Below are 497 nucleotides of genomic sequence, written 5' to 3'. Positions count from 1 at the left end.
GGTGGTGCCGCCGTTGCCCACCTGCAGCGTGCCGCCGGACTCCACCGTGGTGCTGCCGGCATAGCCGTTGTTCGCGGCCAGCACCAGCGTGCCGCTGCCGGCCTGCCGCAGCCCGCCGCTGCCGTTGATGGCGGTGGCCTGCACGACGGTGTCGCTGCGGTTGAACACCAGGGTGCCGTCGTTGCCGACGGTGCCCGCGCCCAGCGTGCCGGCCGTGCCGCCGTTGCCCACCTGCAGCGTTGCGCCGCTGGCGATGGTGGTGCCGCCGGCATGGCTGTTGTCGGCGGCCAGCACCACGGTGCCGGCGCCGTTGGCGGCCAGGCTGCCGCTGCCGCTGATGGCGCCGCCCACCGTGACGCTGCCGCTGCGGTTGAACACCAGGCTGCCATCGTTCACCACCCCGGCCGTGCCCAGGCTGCCCGAAGCGCCGCCATCGCCCACCTGCAGGCTGCGGCCGCCGTTGATCGTGGTGCCGCCGCCGTAGCTGTTGTCGGCGG

At 74.6% G+C, this 497-nt stretch carries 1 protein-coding gene; it reads right to left on the bottom strand.

Annotated elements, in window-relative coordinates; genetic code table 11:
- Positions 1-497: autotransporter-associated beta strand repeat-containing protein (locus tag VO99_RS27535; protein ID WP_046116170.1), on the bottom strand; the 497-nt coding region annotated here is incomplete at both ends.

It is taken from the genome of Aquincola tertiaricarbonis (assembly GCF_000969605.1).
GTDB classification, from domain to species: Bacteria; Pseudomonadota; Gammaproteobacteria; order Burkholderiales; family Burkholderiaceae_C; genus Aquincola; species Aquincola tertiaricarbonis.
This window is presented reverse-complemented; position numbering and strand designations above follow the sequence as displayed.